At 52.2% G+C, this 21,281-nt stretch carries 17 protein-coding genes; 15 read left to right on the top strand and 2 right to left on the bottom strand.

Features of this window, described 5'->3' with window-relative positions; translation table 11 throughout:
• Positions 1-29 precede the first annotated feature (29 nt).
• The 5 genes from MKX63_RS00190 (at position 30) to MKX63_RS00170 (ending at position 5,581) form a co-directional block, all read left to right on the top strand.
• Positions 30-1,577: a GGDEF domain-containing protein gene (locus MKX63_RS00190; RefSeq protein WP_341014469.1), complete on the top strand. Its 1,548-nt coding sequence runs from the start codon at positions 30-32 to the stop codon at positions 1,575-1,577.
• On the top strand, positions 1,567-2,505 hold the full coding sequence (locus MKX63_RS00185; protein ID WP_341014468.1) for a phosphotransferase family protein: 939 nt from the start codon (positions 1,567-1,569) through the stop codon (positions 2,503-2,505). The genes MKX63_RS00190 and MKX63_RS00185 overlap by 11 nt, the downstream gene beginning before the upstream one ends.
• A gap of 212 nt (positions 2,506-2,717) precedes the next feature.
• Positions 2,718-3,575, top strand: coding sequence for a hypothetical protein (locus tag MKX63_RS00180; RefSeq protein ID WP_341014467.1), 858 nt, complete (start codon positions 2,718-2,720; stop codon positions 3,573-3,575).
• A 45-nt stretch (positions 3,576-3,620) separates the two neighbouring features.
• The gene (locus tag MKX63_RS00175) at positions 3,621-4,229 is read left to right on the top strand and encodes a hypothetical protein (RefSeq protein ID WP_341014466.1); all 609 of its coding nucleotides are present in this window, start codon (positions 3,621-3,623) and stop codon (positions 4,227-4,229) included.
• Positions 4,230-4,411: 182 nt separating this feature from the next.
• Entirely contained in the window at positions 4,412-5,581 is a 1,170-nt protein-coding gene (locus tag MKX63_RS00170; protein ID WP_076158698.1) for a DUF4317 domain-containing protein, read from the top strand.
• Between the two features lie 221 nt (positions 5,582-5,802).
• Here the strand turns inward: MKX63_RS00170 and MKX63_RS00165 are convergent, their stop codons facing one another.
• Entirely contained in the window at positions 5,803-6,405 is a 603-nt protein-coding gene (locus tag MKX63_RS00165) for a DUF4304 domain-containing protein (RefSeq protein ID WP_341014465.1), read from the bottom strand.
• 153 nt (positions 6,406-6,558) lie between these two features.
• Between MKX63_RS00165 and MKX63_RS00160 the strand changes: the two genes are divergently transcribed.
• From MKX63_RS00160 to MKX63_RS00140, 5 genes are all read left to right on the top strand, one after another.
• A complete protein-coding gene (locus MKX63_RS00160; protein WP_341014464.1) occupies positions 6,559-7,290 on the top strand; it encodes a hypothetical protein in 732 nt (243 codons plus the stop codon).
• Between the two features lie 365 nt (positions 7,291-7,655).
• Positions 7,656-9,914, top strand: coding sequence for a hypothetical protein (locus MKX63_RS00155; protein WP_341014463.1), 2,259 nt, complete (start codon positions 7,656-7,658; stop codon positions 9,912-9,914).
• Positions 9,911-11,320: a hypothetical protein gene (locus MKX63_RS00150; protein WP_341014462.1), complete on the top strand. Its 1,410-nt coding sequence runs from the start codon at positions 9,911-9,913 to the stop codon at positions 11,318-11,320. Before MKX63_RS00155 ends, MKX63_RS00150 begins: the two co-directional genes overlap by 4 nt.
• A gap of 5 nt (positions 11,321-11,325) precedes the next feature.
• Positions 11,326-13,968 (top strand): S-layer homology domain-containing protein, encoded by a 2,643-nt coding sequence (locus MKX63_RS00145; protein WP_341014461.1) that lies wholly within the window; start codon positions 11,326-11,328, stop codon positions 13,966-13,968.
• A 359-nt stretch (positions 13,969-14,327) separates the two neighbouring features.
• Positions 14,328-14,750 (top strand): NUDIX domain-containing protein, encoded by a 423-nt coding sequence (locus tag MKX63_RS00140; protein WP_341014460.1) that lies wholly within the window; start codon positions 14,328-14,330, stop codon positions 14,748-14,750.
• Positions 14,751-14,757: 7 nt separating this feature from the next.
• Here the strand turns inward: MKX63_RS00140 and MKX63_RS00135 are convergent, their stop codons facing one another.
• A complete protein-coding gene (locus MKX63_RS00135; protein WP_341014459.1) occupies positions 14,758-15,699 on the bottom strand; it encodes an AraC family transcriptional regulator in 942 nt (313 codons plus the stop codon).
• A 194-nt stretch (positions 15,700-15,893) separates the two neighbouring features.
• Here MKX63_RS00135 and MKX63_RS00130 point away from each other — a divergent pair, with 194 nt between their 5' ends.
• The 5 genes from MKX63_RS00130 (at position 15,894) to MKX63_RS00110 (ending at position 21,235) form a co-directional block, all read left to right on the top strand.
• Positions 15,894-16,913 carry a glycoside hydrolase family 88/105 protein gene (locus MKX63_RS00130; protein ID WP_341014458.1) on the top strand — a complete coding sequence of 340 codons (1,020 nt, stop codon included), beginning with the start codon at positions 15,894-15,896 and terminating at the stop codon, positions 16,911-16,913.
• A gap of 12 nt (positions 16,914-16,925) precedes the next feature.
• Entirely contained in the window at positions 16,926-19,100 is a 2,175-nt protein-coding gene (gene gnpA / locus MKX63_RS00125; RefSeq protein ID WP_341014457.1) for a 1,3-beta-galactosyl-N-acetylhexosamine phosphorylase, read from the top strand.
• Positions 19,101-19,148: 48 nt separating this feature from the next.
• Positions 19,149-19,412 (top strand): type II toxin-antitoxin system Phd/YefM family antitoxin, encoded by a 264-nt coding sequence (locus MKX63_RS00120; protein ID WP_341014456.1) that lies wholly within the window; start codon positions 19,149-19,151, stop codon positions 19,410-19,412.
• A 271-nt stretch (positions 19,413-19,683) separates the two neighbouring features.
• Positions 19,684-19,938, top strand: a complete 255-nt coding sequence (locus tag MKX63_RS00115; protein WP_341014455.1) for a type II toxin-antitoxin system RelE/ParE family toxin — start codon at positions 19,684-19,686, stop codon at positions 19,936-19,938.
• A gap of 25 nt (positions 19,939-19,963) precedes the next feature.
• Entirely contained in the window at positions 19,964-21,235 is a 1,272-nt protein-coding gene (locus tag MKX63_RS00110; RefSeq protein WP_341014454.1) for a helix-turn-helix domain-containing protein, read from the top strand.
• Positions 21,236-21,281 lie beyond the last annotated feature (46 nt).

Raw genomic sequence — 21,281 nt, 5'->3', positions numbered from 1 at the left:
TCCGTGACAGACTGTAGAGGAGAAGAGATATGAGCCCGACCCATGTGTGGATACCTGTCGTATTTTATTGGCTGCCGATGCTCTTCTTTTTCTACATGGGAATGGATGTGCTGCTGCGTAACCCGCGGAAGGTTGAACATCGTCTGGTAAGCGCTACGATTCTGTGCTATTTCCTGATGTTCCTGGAGGAGTACTTCCGGTATATGCTGCCGATTGAATATAGTCCGGTGCTGGCTGCGGTCTGGTTCGCCAATGTGGGGATCTTCATTCCAGGGCTTGGCTTCCATCTGATTGCCCGGTTAATCGGCCTGCAGAAGCGGATGTCACGGCCGTGGTATCCTTATCTGTTCCATATCCTAACGCTGGCGATCCCGGCAGGACTTATTGGTCAACGATCCTATACCTCTGCCCAGTTGTTCATGGTATCCGGGGTCTGGAAATGGCCGTTAGCCAATTCTGCCTACTACGGGACCTTAACGGCAAGTCTGCTGCTTAGCTTCATCCCCATCGTCATGCTGCGCAAGGCGCGCAAATGGAGTGCCTCCGATCCTGACTATCAGGAGCATGACGGTATCTTCAAGCTGCTGGAGTACGGCTCCTGGGTGACGTTCCTTTGGGTAGCAGTATTCGGCTATTTCCGCTTCAATGAAGTGCTGCCGCCTTATACGTATATCTACGGAGGACTGATCTGGTGCTTCGTGCTGCGCCTGTCCATGCAGAGGTATGAGTTCCTTAATCATGCGGGACAGCGCTATAAAAAAATGTTCCAGATTAACTCGCAGGCTGCGCTGCTTGTCTCGTTGTCCGGGAGCATCATGGAAGCGAATCCGAGTGCCGGCAGGATGTTCGGCCGTCTGCCCCTCGGGAAGGCAAACCTTGCCGATCTCGGCGGTGCTGAGATCGTGACGAAGCTTCAGGCGCAAGAGGATATCGGCGAGCTGGAAATGGTGCTGCACAGCGGGGACAGTCAAATCGAGGTGATGATTAACGGGGATTACGTAACCGTGGATCATGAGCCTCATGCCGTGCTGCTCATCCGTGACATCCGGCTGCGCAATCAGCATGTAAGGCAGATTGCCTTCATGGCCTATCATGATCCGCTTACCGGGCTGCCGAACCGCAGACAATTCTACGACACACTGGAGGAGACTCTTGCGGAAGCAGAGCGCAGCGGCGGGGAAGTAGCCATCCTGCTGCTGGATCTCGACCGGTTCAAGCAGGTGAACGACCGCTGGGGGCATGAGGCCGGAGATCAGATGTTATGCAAGGTAGCGGGCATGCTCCATCAGCTGGTTCAGCCGGACGGGCTGGCGGCCCGCTTCGGCGGTGACGAATTCGTGCTGTTCTGTCCCGTGGGCGGGGACGGGCTGGCCGCCGCAGAGCTGGAGCACCGGCTGCTGGCGGCGGCTGCACAGGCCACGCTGGATTATGAAGGCGAAGAGCTGAAGATCGATATGAGCATCGGCTTCAGCTTGTATCCGCAGGACGGAACGGCCCCGGACGCGCTGCTGCGTCAAGCTGACAGACGGATGTATGCGATTAAGCGGGGAGAGGCGGAGGGTAATCATGAGATTTGAGCTTGGCGGGGGGAAGGATTTCATTGAGGAGACTGTGCGGCAATTCCTGTCTGATAAGGCAAGGGTCCTTGATATCGAGAGCACCCGATTGCATTCGGGCTATCAGGCTGTAGACTTATTCCGGCACCGGATTCTCGTGGAGAGTGAAGGCAGACAAGAGTACAGCTCTGTGATTACCAAAATGGCAAGTGGAAATGAACGCCGGGTAATGAACCGGTTATTCGATCAGGGGGCTAATGTCCCTTTTAATAAAGCGGGTGATCTGAATTCGGACCATCGGGCGCTCCTGTGTATTCAGGATGTAGATTATAAGACGAATTATCAGAATCTGGATATCGGGATGCTTCAGCACAAGGAAATGCAAGCACTGGCTTATATTCATAACCGTAATCGTGGATTGCAGGAGGAGTTATCCTGGCTCCCCCGGATTAACCGTGCGTACATAGAGACTATAATTGATGGAGTATGGCGGCCAGCATGGGAAGAGACCCAGCACAATGAACGGTTCGTGGAGACGTTCGGGACGTATATATCTGAGGTCAATGCCATATCGGAGAAGATCGTGGACGAGCTTGAAGCCCTCTGGAAGGATGAAGCCACTCACACGCTTATACATAATGATCTAAATCCCGGAAATGTACTGGTACACAATAATGATGACGTTATGTTTATTGACTGGGAAGAAGCGCGGTACGGCTCCCTGTTCCTGGACATCCCGATGCGAGTTGACCGGTCTCAAGCTGGAGAATACCGTGAAGTGCTGGCTTCGCTGGGATGGGTGCTTCCTGCAAATACGTTCGAACAAAGATATCGGGCCGCTTCGCGGTATCTCGGCCTGCGTTATATGACTTGGAGCTTGGGGGCTTGGCTGCAGGACTCTGGTACTGAGGGCGGGCTGCGGCGATATTTGGATATGGTTATTGTGTAGTTGGTATGTTTTGATGTAGGTGTAGCCTTTTCTGTTCAATGGCAGAAAAGGCTTTTTAACATTTCATAGAAGTAGAAATATGGAATTTTTGTGTAATTTATTACATTTAATGATTTTTTATGTATGATTGTAATAGGAGGTAATCTCATTTTAGTTAAGATACTCGTTAATAGTTTTGTGCCTAAGTCTTATGAAAATTAGGAGGGGTATTTATGAAAAAAAGTTTAAAAATGTTTTCTGGATTCTTGGTAATTATAATGTTATTTGTTTTCGCATTCCCGGCAAATCAAGTAAATGCTGAATCGAACCCTTTAGCATTAGAGAAGCTGGCACAATTAAGCAGTGATAATCTACTGGATACCCTCGTTGATAACGGGCTGATCTTGCCTGAGGCATTAGAACAGAATGAATACACTGAGAATGCTGTGAAAACAATAGTTGCTGACATTGAGCGGGGAGTAGTAAGCGCGGACCACATCCCATATAATTATACAGAGCTAGCTGAGTTAACTAGGAGGATTCTCAATATCTCATCCTCAAGCAGCTCTGCTAAAGCAAGCTATTCATTAGTAAATAGCACAGTGATAGGATCATGGTCGAACAGTTATACCGGATATAATTGTTATGGATATTCTATTGGAATGCATGTATTTCAAAATCCGGGCTATCATTCCAATCAGGGTTTCAGCATGAGCTTACCTATAGCTAGTATGGCGGACTTAGTTGTTGATGATTTGAATGCTCTTGGATATTGGGGTTATAAAACAACCACAAAACCATCGCCACTAGCTAATTATCAAAAAGTAGTTGCTATTAGAAAAGGCAGCGTAGATTATCATTTTATGAAAGGTGATCTATCAGGTAACGATTGGACACATAAACCTGGGGGGACCAATCCTTTAAGATGGAATTATTCGTCCCCAGGATATACCACCTGGACAAATGAATATTCTGTAAATAATATAAGTTACCCAGGGGACATAACATACAATAGCTCAATTTATTATATTATATATTGGGCAAAAAACGGTCCTGGGCCCCAACCTAACAAGATGGAGCCTGCAATCTGATTTTTAATTTTCTATTATCCCAATTGAATAGAGGAGGTGCTGAATATGAGATTCAACAAAATCAAAGTTGGCAGATTAAGTTGGGGATTTATTTATGTAGTCCTTATGCTGGCTCTGATTGGCACCGGGTGCTCGCTCAATACGGAGGAAGAAGTGAAGGAACTGAATACTGTTGATGTGCCTGCAGACGAAATAATTGATATTTCATGGAATGCAGGGTGGTCGCCAGCAATCAGCGTGACTCCAGGCATTCTGTTTGAGCTACGCGGCAATGATGATGTTATCTATGAATTATCTGGGGACACTGCTTACTTATGTGTTGATGCTGGGGGGAAGCTCGAAAGCCTCAGCAAAGGAGGGAACATAAAGAAATCTGGAGATCGCTTCTACTGGAACTACCTCTACGGAGACCCGCAGAAACAGCCTGGTGATATTGGAGACTCATGGATCAGCATTATCCGCAAGGAGGAAAATTATCGCACCGGCTGGGTCTTGATTAAGATAACCTCAGGAACAGACAAGACAGCAGAGAGGGAGAATGGATTGTTCAAAGCTGAAGTTATGGCAAGCCTGGAATTTCCCCAACAGGACGGTAATTACCAGGTAATCTCGGATAAGAATCTGCTGGACCTTGAAGCCGCCTACAAAAAATGAATAAAACTGATAAATAAAACCCCTTCTGGCGAAGGGGTTTTATTTATCACCAACGTTGAGAATTCACCTCCATTGAGGTGAGGCGCTGAATCGGAATTTTCAACTGCATGGAGAACGTACGTGCTATAATTAAGGAAGCTATTGCCTGACCAATTCATTTCATAGGAGCTGTGTCACATACCATGATCAAGAAAGAAGCCGCACATATACGCAAGCAGTTCAAGATGGACCATGATCAGCTGAATCTGTACGATATTCTGAATGTCTATATTATGAAAGAAACGAACGAAATCTACCACTTCGAGCGCCAGCCGTTCGCCATGCTGGAACGCGAGAAGCAGGAGCTGTATATGAGCAACTTCCGGAAGCTGCTGACGGGCGAGCTGGATCAGAAGCTGTTCGAGCTGAAGTTCCTGGAGGAAGCGGAGGAGCCGTCTCAGGTGATGCTGCACCAGGGACTGATCACCGGTGACCCGGAGGAGTGGCAGGACCTGATGCTCATGCTGGTGGACAAAATGCTGGTGGACGCCAAGTATGAGAAGGATGCAGTGGTCACGTTCGTGCGGGGGCAATACTTCCGGCCGACCAAGGCGCGTAATGACGAAGCCGAGGAGACCGGGAAGGACGAGGTCTTCGCGCATCCGTTCATTCTGTGCAGCGTGAATTCCACGGAGCAGCAGCGCAAGACGCTTTTATTCGATTATGTGGAGCGGGAGTTCAAATACAATATCATGGTTGATCCGATCATCAAGCTCAGCACGCCGGAACAAGGCTTCTTCTACCCGAGTGTGACCGACAACTATTCGGATATCAACCGTGTGCTGTACTGCACGGGAAGCGCGAATAACCCGAACCCGCAGTTCATTGAGCAGGTACTGAATGCGGAGCGGTCGGTGACGGCGCTGGAGGAACGGTCTATTTTTGAAGACATTGTGAAGGAAGTAGCGGGCGAACAGATCGATGTGGCGACCATTGCCCAGGTGTACGAGGAGATTCATCAGGTGATTGAAGACAACGCGGAGGAGGAAGAGCCGCCGAGACTCGATTACCGCGATGTGGAGCGTGTGCTGAAGGCCAGCGGTGTGGAGGATGTGACGGCGGAGAAGGTAGAGCGTGCATTCGAGACCATTGTAGACAATAAGCACTACGAGATGAAGGCCAGCAGTGTCATCCCGAAGTTCACCTCCAAGTCGATCAAGATCGATACGAAGGTCGCGTCCATCACGATCAGCCCGCAGGACCTGAGATATGTACGGCAGGTGAACTACCAGGGCAAGCGCTGTATCATGATTGAGATTGATGAGGATGCGGTGATCGAAGGCTTTACGTTGCTGACGGAGAACTTATCCTAATTTTGAAAAAGGGCTATCCCGATGTCTCCTCAGAGAGCGGGGAGCCCTTTTTGTGTAGGGCCGGTACGAGAGCGAACGGCCCAACCTATGCCCATGAAAATGAGTAGTAAGAGTTTATCGCAGGTTGTACCAAACGTATTTTCACAGAAAACCAACCACAATTGGACCGTGTGCGCTGGGTAGGCGAAATGTAATCGGAAAAGCGACTAGAATCTCCTGCGCTAGGAAGAGCTTCCGTATTTCTCCCAGACCGCTGCATATTTCTGCTCCCAGATTGCCCAGCGCTTCTCGGCGCCGTATTTCGCTTGGAGCTGCTTCAGGTACTGCTCCGCAGTCTCAGTATCCCCTGTATCCAGCAGGAACCCGAAGGTCTCCTCACTTAAATGCAGTGCTGTCCGCTGCATATAGTATTCAACAATGGCCCTGGCATCGGTTAAGGTGTACAAGAATTGAAGCCCCTGATCCAAGTGGAGCAGCAGGTCTGCCGTGAACTTGTCCACATCTACCTCCGGCGTCAGGAAGTAGCGTTCCGGGGCGGCGGGGACGATTTGGTTGATTCGGGCATAGAAGTGAGCCAAGCCCAGAGACTTAGCAGGCCTATATTGCGCAAGCTCTTCGGAATGAAGATTGTAATTCACATAGAAGCTGAGTTGCTTGTGTGTATTGTACTGGTATTTCTGAATATTGATTTTATAGCTGAACTGACCCTCTGTTTTGTAGAAATTCAGATCTTTTGTACGATAGCCCTGTGCGGAGAAAAAAGGCTTAACGTCCTGCTTGATGATCTGCTTGAACAATTCCTTCATATCTAACAATTCCTGCATAGTAAGTAATCCTCCTTCACTTGGGGTGATCATAGACTGCATATTATAACATGTCGGCTGACAGCTATAATGTACTATAAACAAGATCGCCTCAAATGACTTCTTTCTGGGTAAATATAGAATAGGAGGCAGGAAAGGAGAAGGAAGTAAGTGATGAAAAATCTTAAAATTCTGCTGGGTGTATTTGTATTCGCCGCCGTTATGGTAGTGCTGTTCGGGTGGGGAGGGCCTATTGTTCTAAAGTTATTCCTACATAATGATTATGCGAGAAGTGTTATCTTGCTGGTGGTGTTCAGTCTGGTTGTGTTCGGTAAGCGGATGAACTGGTCGAACGGTCTGGTCATTGTTATTGCCTTGTTCTCCTTCTTCGGCATGTTCATCGACTCGGCGGGCAATCCGGTCTATAACAAGCCGCTGGAATGGATCATCTCGCCGTTCGGACAATTGCAGGTGGACCGGCATGTCACTAATTATGCGCCGGGGCAGTTCTCCATTACGGAGAACGTGAGCATTCTGAAGCCGGACGGCGAGGTTACGCGCCTCAGTACCGTATGGTTATACCTGTACCGCTTAGCCCAGTATATGGTGCTCTATTCGATTGTCGGCACCTTGCTCGCAGCGGTCCGGGGAAGTAAGCCGGAGCGCTGGCCGGTGCCTGCCGCGACCGTAGACGAGACGTTGACACCGCATATGGAGCAGCAGGTAGCTGCAGAGCTGAAGCGCCGGGAGGCTGCAAGCACTTCACTGAAGGTCGTTCCCGAGGAAGTTCAGGAGCATGTCCGGCAGCTAAAAAAGGATGGACAGCTCATTCTGGCCATCAAGCTGGTCCGTCAGCATACGGATATGCCTCTTGGTGAAGCCAAGCGGTATGTGGAAGAAATGTAGAGGATTATTTAGCAGCCCGTTCTGTGCCATCGGCAGAGCGGGCTTTTTTGATAGAATTTATATGTTTTGGGGTCCCCGCAAAGTACCTGAGTCACCACCTACGCTAAAGCCTCACTTTGTGGGGTTATTTTGCGCGTATTTGCGTCTTTTCACATCATGCAAGGACTTAATACACATTTATTAGCGAAAAACCTGAAGATATTTTGTCGAATTAGTTAACTAAATCGCGAAAAATGTCGATAAACCAGTATGGAAAACTAATGCTTGCTAATGCCGGGCATGTGCAGAGCGTGTGCAGCATGTTCAGAGTTTTGCGGAAGCGTTATCAATATTATGGAAATGGTCATTCGACAAGGAGGAAAGCGATGTTTAAGAAATTGGGGAAGATCGGGCTGGCTGTGGTATTGGTGATTGGGCTGCTGCCCATGATGTCACTCCGTGCCTATGCGGCGGTGGCGTCATTCAATGAAGCGGCTGATTTTGTCATTGAGCCTCCGGTTACGTATTCGGCGGGCAAGAACCTGGCGGATGCGCAGGGTCTACAGGATGGAAGTACGGCGGTGCTGCTGAATTCATTCGTCTATCAGGGGAATTCTTACACGGCCTCTAATTTCTTAAGGGTCTATAACAGCGCAGGAACGCTTTTAACGGACGTTAACCTGGGCAATCTGATGGACACCTATTACAAAATGACGTATGTGAGTATGCTTGCGCTCAATAACGGCAATCTGCTGATTATGTATAGTAAAAGCGACTCCAGCGAGTACAACCTGCAGCTGGGCACAGTTACCGAGAGTACACCAAATGCCTATTTCATGGTGCTGGATAAGAACGGCCAGAAGGTGACCGGCCAGACCCGGCTGAATACCTTCAGTGCGGCCAGTCTGCCGCAGTTAACGCGCTTTATATCTGCGGCTGAGCTGTCTAACGGCGATATCGCTTTTTCCTGGCAACGAAATGATAATGTAAGCACGGTTACCCGCGTATTCACTGCTGCCGGCGTACCGGTGTCAAGCGAAACCCTGCTGGTAGATGCTAATGCGAGCATGTCTTACGTAGCTGCCGGTGACGGCGTGTATATGGCGGCTTACAACTCAGGACCCTCGAACGATAATATCTATCTGCGGTTATTCAATAACAGCGGAAGCCCTATAACCACGATTAATGTCGGGGCGAGAACGAATGAGAAGCAGCTGTATCTGTCTACGCTGAGCAACGGAAATTTCATGTTCAGTCAATATGCCTGGCAGACCGGAATCACGAGTGTCTCCTTATATGACAATGCAGGTGTCAGCCAAGGCGGATTTACCGTAAATGGTTCTCTGGGTGAAGCATCGGCTGCTATGTATAAGAAAGGCACACTGCCGGGATTCGTTACGGTAAGCACGGACGCTGCGTCGAATCAGGCTATTAATGATGCCTATAACTACGGCACAGAGTGGTCGGGGACCCAGTACGCCTACCTGAATTACTATGACAATGACGGGACCCTGCTGTACACAACGGATCAGCCAGTGGATTCGGCTCCTGCTGTATTTCAGGGATACGATGAAGACAGCTGGATGTTCAATGTGGAATATTATGCGAAGTTCGCCGTATATCCGGCCTTCGGCGACAAGATTGTTTTTATCACAACAGATAATACAGATGCCACTCATTACCGAATCACCGGCAAGCTGTTCAACAGGGTGGCCTTAACTCCGGTTGTGCTGCAATCGGCTGTAGCGGACGGTGTGCCGGGAACCACTACTTCAACGAAGATTGACCTGACCTTTGATGCTGCGATTGCCGGATTGACAGCAGACGATATCACCATTACAGACGGCACAGGCTCTGCGGTAAAAGGGTCCCTGAGCGGTTCCGGGACCGCTTGGAGCCTGGCGCTTACTTCAGTGACCGGCGAGGGCGCTGTATCCGTGGCTGTGAATTCGCCAAGCGGATATACGGTTAGCGGTTCGCCGCAGACAGCAACTGTATCGCTGTTCAAGCCAGCGCTGGAGCCGACACCGGCAGCGGTGATTGACTACGCAGCCGAGCAGCTAAGCGGTCTGACGGCGAATGGCACGTATACTGTGAACGGTACGGCGGTAACCGCGACTGCGGCTGGTACCCTGGCGCTGGAGCAGAGCTGGCTGGGTGAGTCTCTGAGTATTGTGAAGCAGGGGAATTCTACGACAACTGTAGACAGTGCGGCGCAGGTGCTGGTCATTCCATCCCGTCCCGCGGCGCCAACAGGTGTGACGGCAACGGATGAACTGGCGATAGATGCGGACAACGGTACACTTGAGAATGTGACTTCAGCGATGGAGTATAAGCCAAGTACCGGTGGAGTATGGACCGATGTGTCCGGTTCAACGGTGACGGGACTGGCTCCGGGTACGTACGAGGTCCGTGTGAAATTGACGGCGTCGTCTTTTGTATCGGAAGCGCATAGTGTAACGGTGAATGTGTATGTGCCAACGGCAGAGGCTACCCCGGCAGCGGTGATTGACTATGGGGCCGAGCAACTGAGCGGTCTGACGGCGAATGGTATGTATACCGTAAACGGTACATCGGTAACGGCGACTGCGGATGGTACGCTTGCGCTGGAGCAGAGCTGGCTTGGAGAGTCCCGAGTATTGTGAAGCAGGGGAATGCATCAACAACGGTAGACAGTGCGGCGCAGGTACTGGTCATTCCATCCCGTCCGGCAACACCGGCTGGTGTGACGGCAACGGATGAACTGGCGATAGAGGCGAACAACGGTACACTTGCGAATGTGACTACTGCGATGGAGTATAAGTTAAGTACCGGGGGAGCATGGACGGATGTGACCGGTACAACGGTAACGGGGCTTGCTCCGGGTACGTACGAGGTCCGTGTGAAACGGACGGCGTCGTCTTTTGCCTCCGAAGCGCATAGTGTAACGGTAAATACTTATGTGCCAATGGTAGAGACAACCCCGGCAGCGGTGATTGACTATGGGGCCGAGCAGCTAAGCGGTCTGCTGGCGAATGGTCTGTACACGGTGAATGGTACGTTATCGATACAGGCGGATTCGGCGGGCAAGCTTGTGCTGGATAGCTCTTGGCTGGGAACCACCCTGAACCTTGTGAAGCAGGGAAATGCGTCCACGACGATTAACAGTGCGGCGCAGACCTTGACCATCCCTGTTCGTCCGGCAGCACCTTCCGGAGTAACAGCAACGAATGAGACGGCGATTAACGCGAAGAACGGTACGCTTACGAATGTGCCTCCGGACATGGAGTACAAGCAAGGTGCCGCAGGCGTATGGACGGATGTAACAGGTACAACGGTGACGGGGCTGGCTCCGGGTACGTACTACGTCCAGACCAAGGCGACTTTGACGGCTTTTGCCTCGGAAGTACACAGCGTGAATGTGGTTGCGTATGTAGCGGTACCGGAAGCCACACCAGCAGCGGTCATTGATTACGAAGCTGAGCAGCTGAGCGGTCTGACGGCAAACGGTACGTATACACTGAACGGTACGTTGACCGTAACAGCAGATGCAGACGGTAAGTTGGCGCTGGATAGCGCTTGGCTGGGCAGCTCCCTTAGCCTAGTGAAGCAGGGGAATGCGTCAACTACTATAGATAGTGCGGCGCAGGCTCTGACTATTCCTGCCCGTCCGGCAGCACCTGCCGGAGTTGCGGCAACGGATGAGACGGCAATTAACGCGAAGAACGGTAAGCTCACGAATGTAACAACAGCCATGGAATATAAAAAAGGTTCAGCAGGCGCATGGACAGATGTCACAGGCACTAGCGTAAGCGGGTTGGTCCCGGATACGTACTCTGTCCGTACGAAGGGGACGGTTACAGCTTTTGCCTCGGAAGCACAAGCTGTAACGGTAAATGCCTACGTACCAACACTGGAAGCCACGCCAGCAGCGGTCATTGACTACGAAGCTGAGCAACTGGGCGGTCTGACGGCAAACGGTACGTATACACTGAACGGTACGTTGACCGTAACAGCGGATGCAGACGGCAAGCTGGCGCGCTGGATAGCGCTTGGCTGGGCAGCTCCCTGAGCCTGGTGAAGCAGGGGAATGCATCCACAACTATCGATAGTGCGGTGCAGACCCTGACTATTCCTGCCCGTCCGGCAGCGCCTGCGGGTGTAGCTTCAACGGACGAAACAGCGATTCATGCGAAGGATGGCACGCTCACGAATGTGACAACAGCCATGGAATACAGAAAAGGTACAGCAGGCGCATGGACAGATGTTCCAGGCACCACCGTCACAGGCCTTGCGCCAGGCGTGTACACTGTCCGCACGAAGGCGACAGCAACGGCGTTCAGCTCAGCTGCAGTGGAAGTGACAGTAGTCTCCTTTGCATCTGAGGCGGAAGCTACGCCTGCGGCGGTGATTGATTACGCCGCTGAGCAATTGACAGGTCTGATTGCAGAAGGGGTATACACTATAAATGGTACGGCTGTAACGGCCACCACGGATGGAACGCTCCTGCTAGACAGCAGCTGGCTGGGCAGCGTGCTGAATATGGTGAAGACGGGCAACGGGGTGACCACTACCGATAGTGATGCGCAAGTGTTGAGTGTTCCCATGCGTCAGGCCGCTCCAGTCGGAGTAAGTGTAACGGATGTGACCTATAACGGGGCTAACGACGGAACACTGCAGAATCTGACTGGCCTGATGGAATACCAGATGGGGAACACAGGGGCTTGGACAGAAGTTACAGACACTACGATTACCGGTCTTGCACCGGGCACGTACTATGTGCGTGTGAAGGCTACTTCAACGGACTTTGCTTCTGCTATTGCTCAAGTGATTGTGCATGATTCGGATGCCGTGATCCCGGCGGCTCCAGAAGTGGTAGCGGATGATCTGAACAATACGATTACGGGCCTGGACACCAGCATGGAATTCTCCGTGGACGACGGACCATACGTACGTTATGACGGAACGAACCTGCCGGACCTCAGCGGCGAGCATGCCGTGAAGGTACGGGTGGCAGCCAGCGGATCGGTTCCGGCGGGACCAGCAACTGCGCTGACTTTTACAACGAATGTTCTGATCCCTGCCGGGGACTTGGCTGTAAGTGCCAGTGATCCGGGTGGTGCAGAGAGTAACGGCTATACACAAATCAAGGTTACGCCTGTACCGGCTGAAGGGCATAAGCTGCTGTATAAGAATTTTGGTGCTGGCAGCATCATCGTGCCGAATGTGGGAGATCTTCTGAATGGATACACACTTGTTGGCAGTGAAGGGCTGATTCCGGCAGCCGATGGGGATACGCTTGGCATTGCTGAGGTAGATGGGGAAGGCAGGGTGGTAAAATACGGCAGCGTTATTGCAGTAGTTGCGGTGACTACTCCGGTAACACCAACTCCCGAGCCAGTCAGCCCGGGAAGCGGAAGCAACCCGAACAGCGGGGCTCCTTCCGGGAATCCGGCCAGTACGGTCACCGATGTGATTGTCCTTGTGAACGGCAAGGAGGAGAACGCGGGTAAAGCAACGACCACGACCTCCGGTAACGTTAGAACAACGACCATCGCGGTAGATCCGGCCAGATTGCAGGCGAAGCTGGATGCTGAGGGGAACGGGGCTGTAGTAACTATTCCGATGATGCTGGATTCAAATGTGATTGTCGGAGAATTGAGCGGCCAGATGATCAAGAATATGGAGAATGTGGCGGTCACCCTGGTGCTTCAGACCAGCAAGGGCAGCTATACGTTACCTGCATCACAGATTAACATCGGCGCATTGGCCGAAAGATTAGGTAACGGGGCTAAGCTGGAGGATATTACACTGAGAATTACCATTGGTGACGCTTCGGCTGCCATGAATCAGGTGGTTACTGCTGCGGCAGACAGAGACGGCCTTACCCTTGCAGCACCAGCCCTGGATTTCACTGTTACAGCTTCTTCCGGGACCTCAACAGTAGAGTTGAACCGGTTCAATGCTTATGTATCGCGGACAGTGGCGTTGCCGCAGGGGGTTAACCCGAACCGGCTTACAACAGGTATCGTTGTTGAACCGGATGGAACGGTGCGTCATGTACCAACCCGAATCATCCAGAAGGATAGTAAATATTACGCAGAGATCAACAGTCTGACGAACAGTACCTATTCAGTGGTCTGGCATCCGCTGACGTTCGCGGATGTGGAGAAGCATTGGGCGAAAAATGCGGTGAATGACATGGGCTCCCGTCTGGTCATTAACGGGGTTAGTGAATCCACGTTCAACCCGAACGCCGACATCACCCGTGCCGAATTCGCAGCGATCATCGTACGCGGTCTGGGCCTGAAGCTTGGAGAGGGAACTGCGAAGTTCGCAGATGTTCCGGCGAATGGCTGGTATGCAGCAGCAGTTGGTACAGCGTCCGAAGCAGGTCTGATCAACGGCTTCGAGGACGGAACCTTCCGTCCCGGAGACCGGATCACACGCGAGCAGGCCATGAATATCATCGCCAAGGCGATGAAGCTGACCGGTCTCGCCGAACAGACCGGCACGGTGGACACCGCAGGCGTGCTTGCAGGCTTCACGGATGCAAGCCGCACGGGAGCCTGGGCGAAGGACAGCCTGGCGCTCGCAGCCTCCGCCGGCTTAATCACCGGGCGCGGCGGCAATAAGCTGGAGGCGCAGGCTAACGTCACCCGCGCAGAAGTGGCGGTGCTGATCCAGCGTCTGCTCCAGAAGTCGGAGCTGATTGACTAACGCATTAGACTAAGATATTCGAATCAGAAAAATCGGATTCAGACATTGTGCTGAATTCGCTTTTTTTTGACCGATGAAGTTTAGGGTTTGGCGTATAGCCAATTAGGATAAGGCTCGATCTGGACCTTGGATAACCTGTGGGGAGGGAGATAGCAGGATGGCGGGTGGAAGCAGTTGGATTTTATACAATTGGCACAATCACTAGAATTAGTTGCTGTTTTTCCACCTGTTTGCGTACAATCCCCGGAAAGCGATAAATTAAGATACGTTTGTCCACTTGCTGATTACCCGGGCGATTGGAAGCCTTGTATTTGCTATAATTGGCTATAACAGAATCTTCAGGAGAGGGGCATGGTAGCGTGTTCATAGTTAACGTAGAAGCAGCAATCTGTAAGGAAGATAAGTGGCTTATGATTACACGGAGTACCAAAGAGGAGCATGCAGGAGGGACCCTAGCTCTTGTAGGGGGAAAAGTGGATATGGAGGGCAACACGCTCGAAATCCTCGAACGGACGGTGAAGCGCGAATGCGAGGAGGAGGTTGGCATCGTGATCAAGGATGCGGTTACTTTTGTGTATAGCTCCTCCTTCGTAACTGAGGATGGGCACCATGTCATCAATATGGTATTCCTATGTGAATATGAGAGTGGTACAGCAACTAACAGAAGTCCGGATGAAGTGGAAGCCGTCCATTGGCTGACCTGCGATGAGATCATGAAGCATCCCCAGGCTCCTCCCTGGACACAAGAGAGTATTCGAAGAGTAGCGCTGGCAAGAAAATAACCTGCGCTCACACCCAACCCGTGAACTCCAGAATACTCGCCTTCGCCGACTGTGCCTCCGACTGCGTACCCTTGCGCCATTCCTTGGGGGAGACGCCCATCAGCTTGGAGAAGCAGCGGTTGAAGCTGGAGATGGAGTGGAAGCCGACCTTCTCCGAGATCTCCAGAATGGAATCCTCGGTGCTCTTCAGCTGCTTGCAGGCTTCCTCAATCCGGGTGCTGCTCAGGAAATCCAGGGGGGCGGTGCCCATGATGTCATGGAATTTGCGGCGGAAGTGGGTGGTGCTTAAGTGGCACAGCTCGGCCAGATCATTAATGGTCATCGGCGTCATATAGTTCCTGGTGATATACTCCAGCGCAGGGGAGATTGCAAAATCGCCCTTCAGGCTATGCCCGGCCTCCTGGCCGCTCAAGGCTTCGTTCGTAGAATGAATGCGGAGCAGCTCAATATACAGGGACAGCAATAAGCCGTACGCACTCTCCTGATAGTAAGGCTTCTGCTGCTGCAATTCGCGGACGATGGAGGTAGCCAGCGTATAGACCAGGGGGTGTTTGTCCCTGCCCAGAATACAGTTCGCTCCTTGCACTGCCCAGAGATTCGGCTCGAAGCCGGCGTAGGCGCTCTTGAAGGAATGCTGAAACAGCTCCTCCGGCGAGAAAAACAGATAGGACCACAGACTGGCCTCACCCGGAGAGCTGTACGTCGTATGGGGCAGATACCGCGGCAGAAAGGTCACATCTCCGGCGGCAAAAGGCACGTTCTCGCCCTTAATCTCCATAATCCCGCTATCCGAATAGCAGATCCCGATCTCCAGATGGTTGTGGAAATGCAGGTGCTCGCTCTTGATATCGGAGATCTTCCAGCGTTCGCCGCTGAGCAGCAGGACAGGGAAATGGATCGGCAGGCTGTAGTGGCGGTACTCAATGACGGGTTTCTTTTTTCTGGGCATCTTCAGCAGCTCCTGTCCTTCTTGCGTTAGAATAGGATTGAAGAATAAAGGGTCGAAATTGCGCAGTTTTGATGTGAATGTGCTTAGATGTAGAACATTTTACTGCTTACAATAAATTATGTAAAGCGCTTGCAAGCGGATGGACGGATGATAACTGCCTTCAAGAGACGCAGGGAACAGAGAGGGGAATACATATGCTTCAAGTTCAATATAACCGGGAAGAAATCTTAAGTGTAATCGATAAAGTGGCAAGGAAGACACTGGCGATGGATTTAACGTGGGAGTGGCCTTGCGGCGTTGCCTATTACGGGGTGTCCAGAGCCTACCAGACGACGAGGAACCAGGAATACCTGGACCAGCTGGTGAAGTGGGTGGATGAATATATTGAGCTGGGGCTGCCCGCCTTTACGGTCAACACCTGTGCGATGGGCCATATGCTGATCACGTTGTACGAAGAGACCGGGGACCAGAAGTACTGGGATATTGTGTTGAGTAAAATCGGCTATATCCGGGAGAACGCGCTGCGGTTCGGGGATCATGTGCTGCAGCATACCGTCTCGGTATCCAATGACTTCCCGGAGCAGGCCTGGGCGGATACGTTGTTCATGGCGGCGTTCTTCCTGCTGCGCGTGGGCAGCAAGCTGGAGGATCAGGAGCTGATCCAGGACGCGCTTAACCAGTATTACTGGCACATCAAATACTTACAGGACCCAAGCACCGGCCTCTGGTTCCACGGCTATAACCATGTGAAGCAGGATCATATGTCCGGGCTGTACTGGGGCCGGGCGAACGCCTGGGGAGCCTATACGATGTCGCAGGTGAAGCCGCTGCTTAAGGAGTGGTACCTGTACCCGCAGTGCATGGATGTGGAATGCTCGCTGCGGGATCAGCTGGCGGCGCTGAAGCTGGTGCAGACGGAGAACGGCCTGTGGCGCACGCTGCTGGATGATGAGGAGTCCTATGAAGAGGTGTCGGCATCCTGCGGGATCGCGGCGGCCATGGTGAATAACGGCAATCCGCTGCATACCAAATATGTGCAAAAGGCCCTGAAGGGTATTCTGGAGAACATCACCGAAGACGGACGCGTACTGAACGTATCGGGCGGCACCGCCGTCATGAAGGACCGTGAAGGGTACCGCAATATCCCTAAGGACTGGACTCAGGGCTGGGGCCAGGGCCTCGCGCTTGCGTTCCTGTCGGATCTGCTCAAATAGGAGGAATTTACGTTGCAGACACCATCTACAGGTTCCACAGGAGCTTTTACCCTGCCGGGGGAAGCCGGTTATGAAGCACTGACCTTGAAGCTTGCCGAACGCTGGGGGGCCGATGTCATTCGTGACAGTGACGGTACGCAGTTGTCGGAAGAGATTATTAATGCCGGTTACGGCATTTATTCGACCCTGTGTATCATCCGTGACCATAACGCTTGGGCGTCGAAGAACCCGGACAAGCTGCAGCAGACCTTCCTGATTACAAGTCCGAAGGTGGCTGTGCAGGATTACCTATCCATCTACCTGCTGGAGGATTTCTTCGCGGAGCAGTTCCGGGTGAATGATTCCCGTGAGGCGTTCAAGTACTGGCAGGTGTACGACCGGACAACCGGGAAGGAGGTGCCGGGGGAGCAGTGGAATTACGACCGGGAGTCCGGCAATGTGGTGCTGACCGGCATAACGCCTTGGCATAAATATACGGTCAGCTTCATGGCCTACCGGATCTGGGAAGAGATCTCGATGTACAACCACACGACGAATCATTGGGACAAAGAGCATCTGATGCAGATCGATCCGATGTATCCTGAGACCCGGCAGTACCTGCTGGACTGGATGGAGGACTGGTGCGGGGAGCATCAGGCGACGACCGTGGTCCGCTTCACCTCCCTGTTCTACAATTTCGCCTGGATTTGGGGCCGCAGCGGGCAGAACCGCCATCTGTTCTCGGACTGGGGGTCCTACGACTTCACGGTGAGCGCGCGGGGCCTGGATCTGTTCGCGGAGCAATACGGCTATTCGCTGACCGCAGAGGATTTCGTGAACGGCGGCAAATACCGTGTCAGTCATATTCCGGCGGAGCAGCGTAAGCTCGATTATATGGCTTTTATCAACGATTTCGTCATCGGGTTCGGCAAGCAGCTAATTGACATTGTGCATAAGCACGGCAAGCTGGCATATGTCTTCTACGACGACAGCTGGGTGGGAGCAGAGCCGTATAACGACCGCTTCGGGGAGTTCGGCTTCGACGGGATGATCAAATGCGTGTTCTCGGGCTATGAAGCCAGACTCTGTTCAGGGGTGAAGGTGGACACGCATGAGATCCGGCTGCATCCGTATCTGTTCCCGGTTGGCCTGGGCGGTGCACCTACCTTCATGGAAGGAGGCAATCCCACACTGGATGCGAAGCAATACTGGATTAACATCCGGCGCGCCCTCCTGCGTGAGCCAATCGACCGGATCGGCCTGGGCGGCTATCTGCATCTGGTCGAGCCGTACCCGGATTTCTGCGCGTATATTGAGAAGATTGCGGATGAATTCAGGGAGATCAAGGAGCTGCACCGGCAGGGGAGACCTTATCACATCAAAACTAAGGTAGCTATTCTGCACTCGTGGGGCAAGCTGCGGTCATGGACCCTCTCCGGCCACTTCCATGAGACGTATATGCATGACCTGATCCATATCAATGAGGCCTTATCCGGCTTGCCGGTAGAGGTGCGGTTCATCGACTTCGGGGATGTCCGCCAGGGTGCCTTGCAGGATGTGGATGTGGTGATCAATGCAGGCAGCGCCGGTTCAGCGTGGAGCGGCGGGGACCACTGGAAGGACAGTCAGGCGGTGGACGCCTTGACGGAGTGGGTGTATAAGGGCGGTACATTGATCGGGGTGAATCAGCCTTCCGCCGTGGACGGCTACGATCATTACTTCCGGATGGCGCATGTTCTCGGGGTGGATGAGGACACCGGCGCACGGGTAGCGCACGGCAAATGGGCTTATGAGGTTCAGCCAGTACATGGTCTGGTGCCGGATGGTGTCAGTCTCACGCCGAAGAACGAAATCTATCTGACGGACGGGGCTGCTGCGGTGGTCCATGAGGCAGAGGGCAAGCTGGCCCTGACTGTGAATAGCTTCGGAAGAGGGAAGGGCATCTACCTGCCGTCCTTGGCCTTCAACTGGGAGAATACCCGCCTGCTGCTGAATCTGATCCGCTACGCCGGCAATGAGCTGGAGGAGACCCGCTACCTCCCGGATAACCTCTACACCGAGTGTGCGTATTATCCGCAGAGCAAGCGCCTGGTTGTGATTAACAATAGCGACCAGCCGCAGCAGACCACCATCGAGACGGACTACGGTCCGCAGGTTGTGGAGCTTGAGGCTTTTGATACGGTGATTCGGGTAATGGATAGGAATTGAATCATTATCATAATTATGATAACATGGCGCTAAAAGGAGGGGGGGTTAATGCCACAGATTCGGCCCGTATCCGACTTGTGCAACCATTTTGCTGAAATATCCCGGATTGTTCATGAGAATAATGAGCCTGTTTTATTAACCAAAAATGGTTATGGGGATATGGTAGTGATGAGTATCGAACAATATGAGAATATTCATATCATGAAACTTAAAGAAGCTGAGCATGAAGCCGATACCTCTAAGGAGCGCTATAGTCACTCTGAAGTACTTAATAAATTGCGAAAGCAGATTCGGATTAAATCAGATCAATAACGCCCTGCCAAGGCGTTTTTTATTTGCGTGAATTTGCGTGTCCAGGCACGCATCATTTAGCCGAGGAAGTAAGAAGAATTCTGCAAGAAATGCAACAATCTTGCCCATAGAAGCGGTCTATCCCTGAAATCATGCACAAAATGCAACAAATCCAGCGATAACTTGCCCAAAACACCAAAAATTGTGCAAATAATGCAACATTGTAATTCAGCCAGAAATAGGTGTGGAGGAATCCTGCAAAAAGTGCAACAATTCTCTCTACAAGCGGCCAGTGAGAGAAGGCAGTAGCAATGAGCTTGCGGCACCGGATGCAGCTAATGATCTGTTGGATAAGTTTGATGAAGCCATTGCCAGGTTAGAGTTATTTCCATTCTCAGGTCCGGTTGCCCGTAGCATGAATGGCTTAAAGGATGAATACCGTTCTCTGGTTGTGGAGAATTACATCGTGTTCTATGTTGTATTAGATGATATTGTTGAGATTAGACGGGTGCTTCACGGGAAGCGCAAGTATGAAGATCTGATGTAATATATATTCAGCCGGAGGAATGCCTATGCCAGGGTCCGACCGCTTCAGACAATCTATCGCCTTCATCGAGGAGCATCTGCATGAGGAGATTCCGCTTGAACAAGCTGCGCAGGCCGGATTCACCTCGCTGATGCAGCTGTACCGTGACTTCTATACCTACACCGGCCACTCGGTCAAAGAGTACATCCGCAAGCGCAGGCTCTCGGTGGCGCTCGGGATGATCCGAAGCTCACAGCGCCCGCTTGCCGAGATAGCATACACCTGCGGCTACAGCTCGCAGCAAGCCTTATGCAAGCATGTGAAATCAGCCACAAGCTTAACCCCGTTAGCCTATCAAAAAAGTCCCGCCTGCTATTTCTTCCCCAGATTCGACAGTGAAGCCGTCCGGCAGGTAACCGTCAGCACAGAGCTCCTTCCTGCAACCCTACATATGAAATTCTATTCAACCAGGCACAGCGGCATTGAACAGCAAGCACTGGAATCGTTATATGCTCTTCTCCCAGCCTACCAGGGCAGACTCTTCGGGCGGGACGGGCAGCCGCAGGGCGGCTTGTTCTGTTATGAGCTTGCGGTGGAGCATGACCCGGCCCTGCTGAACAGCTTAACCGGAAGTATCTTCCGGGAGCTTGCGGTTGTCCCGGCACGCAGCTTCACCTGTGCCAAGCTGGCGGTCCGAGGCGATGAGGCTGAGATTGGACGGGCCTGGGACTATCTGTATCTGAAGTGGCTGCGGACCAGCATGTTCGAGCAGGCTGAGGAGCGCTATGGGGAAGAGTATATCCGCAAGGGCTGCGAGGTGAAGAAGCTGATTCTGTATGTGCCGGTGAGGAAGCGGACGGATTATGACAAGATCAGTGTAAACTTCAGTGAAGGCCTTGAATTTCTGGCTGCATCGAGGGAAGGGGAGCAGGCGGAAGAGGAGGCAGCAGCAGCCGTGATGAGTTATTGCTCACGTTATCATCCTGAGGTACTAAGAGCGGCAAGCATGTTCTGCGTTATCCAGCACGGCGGCCGCTATACCTGCGGAGTCCGGCTGGAACAAGGGCAGGCGATAGCGCTGGCCGGAGATAGCGGCCTGCAGATTCTGCAGGCTCCCGAAGGCAGGTATGCGGTGCTTGAGAGCAGCAGCTATGGGGACCGGAGAATGTTTATCACGCTTTTGGAGAGCTGGGTAGAGGAGAGCGGGTGGAGCAGGGAGGGGGCGCCTGCTTTTACAACCTATGAGACAATAACCCCGAATCGCCCGGATGCCATAACGATGAGCGTGTGGATGAAGCTGAAAGATGTTAAGAAGTGATAATATTTACGAACCGCGGGCTACTATACTTGAGCTTAACCAGGAG

This window comes from Paenibacillus sp. FSL R7-0179 (assembly GCF_038002265.1).
GTDB lineage: Bacteria > Bacillota > Bacilli > Paenibacillales > Paenibacillaceae > Paenibacillus_AQ.
This window is presented reverse-complemented; position numbering and strand designations above follow the sequence as displayed.